This is a genomic window from Streptomyces pathocidini, from assembly GCF_001418495.1.
GTDB lineage: Bacteria > Actinomycetota > Actinomycetes > Streptomycetales > Streptomycetaceae > Streptomyces > Streptomyces pathocidini.
The window spans coordinates 1-4,600 of sequence record NZ_LIQY01000397.1; the positions used below are offsets into that span (position 1 = coordinate 1).

Below are 4,600 nucleotides of genomic sequence, written 5' to 3' on the forward strand. Positions count from 1 at the left end.
TCGGCCTCCAGGCCGGAGGGTTCGGCCTCCAACTGGTGCGGGAGATGGGCTCGGTGCGGCTCCTCGGTCTGGTGCGGGATGGCGGGCGCGGCCGAGGAGCCACTCTCCGGTGGCGTCTCTTCCGCTTCCGCGCCGGGCCCGTCCACATACGTGAGGACCGTCCTCGCGGCGCGGCGGCGCAGGGACAGGGCCGCCGGGTCCAGCGGGAGGGGCCAGGGCTCCTCCGCGGTGGACTCCTTCAGGAGCGGGTTCTCGTCGGTCTCCTCCGGTTCGTCCGCCCACGCCTCGATCTCGCCCCAGCCCCGCTCGCAGTGCTCGCGCAGCGCCTGGAGGAAGGCGGAGGGGCCGCGCCGCCTCTTCTGGGCCGGGCCCCACCAGTGCCCCGACCCCAGGAGCAGGGAGCGGGGGCGGGTGAACGTCACGTAGCCGAGGCGGAGTTCCTCGGTCCCCTGGTGGTCCTTGACGGCGGCTTTGAAGGCCGCCATGCCCCTGCTGTCCCACTCGGCGACGTCCGGCAGGGTCGCGGCGTCCCCGCGCAGGGCGTGGGGCAGCACCTTCGGGTTGGCGGTCCAGGACTCGCGCGGCAGCTCGCTGGGGAACTGCTTGGCGACCAGGCCGGGGACGGCGACGACGTCCCACTCCAGGCCCTTGGACTTGTGGGCGGTCAGCACCTTGACGGTGTTCTCCCCGCCCGGCAGGGCGTTGTCCAGGCCCTTCTCGTGCCGGACGGCGGTGCGCAGGAAGCCGAGGAAGGAGAGCAGCGTCGCCTCGCCGTCCAGGGCGGCGAACCCCGCCGCCACGTCGAGGAAGTTGGCCAGCGTCTCGCGGCGCCGGGCGGCCAGCGCGTGCGGGGACGCGGACAGCTCGACCTCCAGGCCCGTGGTGGCCAGCACGCGGTGGAGCACGTCCATGAGCGGGTCGGCGAGCGAGCGCCGCAGGTCGCGCAGTTCGGCCGCGAAGCGGGCGCAGCGGACCCGGGCCTCGGCCGAGAACGGCAGCCCGTCGTCCGGACCGCCGTCCCCCAGGAAGGTGTCCAGGGCGTCGGCGAGCGAGACGGCCTCCGCCGGGTCCACGCCCGCGACGGCCTCGGCCAGGCGCCGGTCCGGGTCGCCGTCCGCGTCGGGGTCCTCGTGGCGTACGAGCAGCCGGGCGCGCCGGCCCAGCAGGGCCAGGTCGCGGGGGCCGATGCGCCAGCGGGGGCCGACCAGCAGGCGGACGAGGGCGCTGTTGGCCGTCGGGTCCTGGAGCACCTCGCAGACGGCGACGAGGTCGGCGACCTCGGGGAGGTGCAGGAGCCCGGACAGGCCCACGACCTCGACCGGCACGTCCCGGTCCACCAACGCGCCCTGGATCAGCGGGAAGTCGCCTGCCGTACGGCAGAGGACCGCGATTTCGCCGGGCTGGGTGCCCGTGCGGACCAGGTGGGCGATCGAGTCGGCGAGCCAGGCCAACTCCTCGGTGTGGGTGGGCAGCAGGGCGCAGCGGACCGTGCCGTCGCGCTCCGCGCCCGGGGCGGGGCGCAGCGCCTCCACGCCCGCGTGGAGCGTGCGCAGCGGGGCGGCGAGCCGGTTGGCGAGGTCCAGGAGGCGGCCGCCGCTGCGGCGGTTCTCGCTGAGCGCGAAGCGTTGGGCGGGGCGGCCGTCGGCGTGCGGGAAGTGGTCGGGGAAGTCGTCGAGGTTGGCGACGGAGGCGCCGCGCCAGCCGTAGATGGCCTGGCAGGGGTCGCCGACGGCGGTGACGGCGTGGCCGGTGCCGTCCCCGAACAGGGCGGCGAGCAGCATCCGTTGGGCGACGGAGGTGTCCTGGTACTCGTCCAGGAGCACGACCGCGTACTGCTCGCGCAGGATGCGGCCCACGTCGCGGTGGTCGCGGGCGAGGGCCGCGGAGAGGGCGATCTGGTCGCCGAAGTCGAGCAGATCGCGGCGGGACTTCTCCGCGCGGTAGGCCTCGGCCAGCTCCAGGAGTTCGAGCCGGGCGCGGGCCGCCTCGGGCCCCTTGCGCAGGTCCGCGTTGCCGAGCCGCATGGCTCCCAGGCGGCGCAGCAGCTCCGTGTCGTACGCCCGCAGGCGAGCGGGCGGGACCAAGTGCTCGGACAGCTCGGCGTCGAGGGCAAGGAGGTCGTCCACTAGGGCGGGCAGGGACTTGGTGAGGGACGGGTAGGGCCCGGGCGCCGTGCGCAGCACGCGCGCGGCGAGCTGGAAGCGGGTGGCGTCGGCGAGGAGCCGGGCGGTGGGTTCGAGTCCCATGCGCAGGCCGTGCTCCTTGAGGAGGCGGCCCGCGAAGGCGTGGTACGTGGAGATCTGCGGTTCGCCGAGCGCGTCCTCGGGGGCCGCCGGGTCGGCCGGGGCCTCGGGGTCGGTCACGCCCGCCTTCACCAGGGCCTTGCGGACGCGCTCGGACAGTTCGCCCGCGGCCTTGTGGGTGAAGGTCAGGCCCAGGACCTGTTCCGGCGCGACCTGTCCTGTGCCGACCAGCCAGACGACGCGGGCGGCCATCGCGGTCGTCTTCCCCGAGCCGGCCCCGGCCACGATCACCTGCGGGGCGGGCGGCGCGGTGATGCACGCCGTCTGCTCCGGGGTGAACGGGATGCCGAGGAGCTCCTTGAGCTGCTCGGGGTCGGTGAGGTGTGAGGCCACGCGGGTGAGGCTAACGGCCGCCACTGACAGCCGCGGCGTACTGCCTCGGAAACGGCCTCGGAAGTGGCCGCTCCGGGCATGGGGCCGGCTTCACTCCACGACGTGGCGGCCTTCGGGCTGGGCCGTGCAGGAGGCGCGGAAGGCGCAGTGGCGGCACTGCCCGCCGGTGCTGGGGGCGAACCGCTCGTCCAGAACCCGGCCGGCCGCGGTCGCGAGCAGGTCGCCGACCCACTCCCCTTCCAGGGGAGTCTGGGCCTGGACGGCCGGTGCCGGGTCGCCGCCGTCCTTCTTGGCGGCGCCCTGGCGCAGATGGACGAGTTCCGCGCCCCCCGGCTCCGGTGTACGCCCGCCGAACACTCCGTCCACCGCCCCTTCCCGTACGGCGAGTTGGTAGACGGCGAGCTGGGGGTGGCGGGCGACTTCGGGTCCTGTGGGGCGGGTCTTGCCGGTCTTGAAGTCCACGACATAGGCGCGGCCTTGGGCGTCCTCCTCGACCCGGTCCATACTGCCGCGGATGCGCACCGCGTACGGGCCCGCCTCCAGGGTCACGTCGAAGTCGTGCTCGGTGGCCACCGGGGTGCGCCCGGACCGGTCCATGACGTGCCAGCGCAGGAAGCGTTCCAGGGCGGCGCGGGCATTCTCCTTCTCCTGCCGGGACTTCCAGGGCGCGTCGAAGGCGAGGGCGTCCCAGACGGAGTCGAGGCGCTCCATGAGGACGGCGAGGTCTGCGGGGGTCTGTCCGGAGGCGACCTCGTCGGCCAGGACGTGCAGGACGTTGCCGAAGCCCTGGGCGGCGGTCGAGGGGGCGTCGGCCCGCACCTCGCGGCCCAGGAACCACTGGAGCGAGCAGGTGCTGGCCAGTTGGTCCAGCGCGCTGCCGGAGAGCGCGACGGGGTCGGCGGGATCCCGCAGCGGCACCTCGCTGCGCGTCGGCTCGTACAGGCCCCACCAGCGGTACGGGTGGGCCGCCGGGACGAGCGGGCGCTCCTCCTCGTCCCGCAGGGCCGCCAGGCGGGCCAACCGCCGCGCAGCCGCATCGCGCAGGGCCGGGGAGGCGGCGGGGTCAACGGTGGTGGCGCGGAGTTCGGCGACGAGCGCGGCTACGGAGAGCGGGCGGCGGGGCCGGTGGGTGACGTCGACCGGCTCGACACCCAACTCCATGAGGAACCGGGAGGGTTGGTCGCCGTCCTCGGCGGGCGCCTTGACGGCTGTGACGACGAGCCGCTCCTTCGCGCGCGTGGCGGCGACGTAGAACAGCCGCCGCTCCTCCGCGAGGAGCGCGCCGGGGGTCAGTGGCTCGGCCAGGCCGTCGCGGCCGATCCGGTCCGCCTCCAGGAGGGAGCCCCGGCGCCTGAGGTCCGGCCAGAGGCCCTCCTGGACGCCGGGGACCACCACGAGCCGCCATTCCAGCCCCTTGGAGCGGTGCGCGGTCATCAGGCGTACGGCGTCGGGCCGTACGGCCTTGCGGGACAGGGTGTCGGCGGCGATGTCCTGTGCGTCCAGCTCCTCCAGGAAGTTGAGGGCGCCGCGGCCGCCGGTGCGTTCCTCGGCGCGGGCGGCGGTCTCAAAGAGGGCGCAGACCGCGTCCAGGTCGCGGTCCGCGTTCCGGCCCGCCGCGCCGCCGCGCCGGGCGGCGCGCTCCAGGCGCTGCGGCCACGCCGTGCCGTCCCACAGCACCCACAGGGCCTCCTCGGCCGTGCCGCCGCGCTCGAGGAGCCGGCGCGCCTGGCGCAGCATCAGGCCGAGCCGCTGGGCCACGCGCGCGTACGCGGGGTCGTGCGCGGTGAGCCGCTCGGGCTCGGCGAGCGCCTCGGCGAGGAGCGTGTCGGAGGGGCGCGGCACGGCGCGGCCCGCGGCGCGCTCCTCGTCCCGCAGTGCCCGTCCCAGGCGCCGGAGATCGGCACTGTCCATGCCGCCGAGGGGCGAGGTGAGGAGTTCGATCGCGGCCTCGGCGCCGATCGCCA

Annotated in this window: 2 protein-coding genes; both read right to left on the reverse strand. The window is 75.5% G+C overall.

Translation table 11 applies throughout. The annotated features are described in order from the left end of the window. Positions 1 to 2,636: ATP-dependent helicase (locus tag AOK16_RS18585; RefSeq protein ID WP_107098394.1), on the reverse strand; the 2,636-nt coding region annotated here is incomplete at its 3' end. Between the two features lie 90 nt (positions 2,637 to 2,726). Next, the coding region (locus AOK16_RS18590) for a UrvD/REP family ATP-dependent DNA helicase (protein WP_169790913.1) at positions 2,727 to 4,600 on the reverse strand (1,874 nt) is incomplete at its 5' end.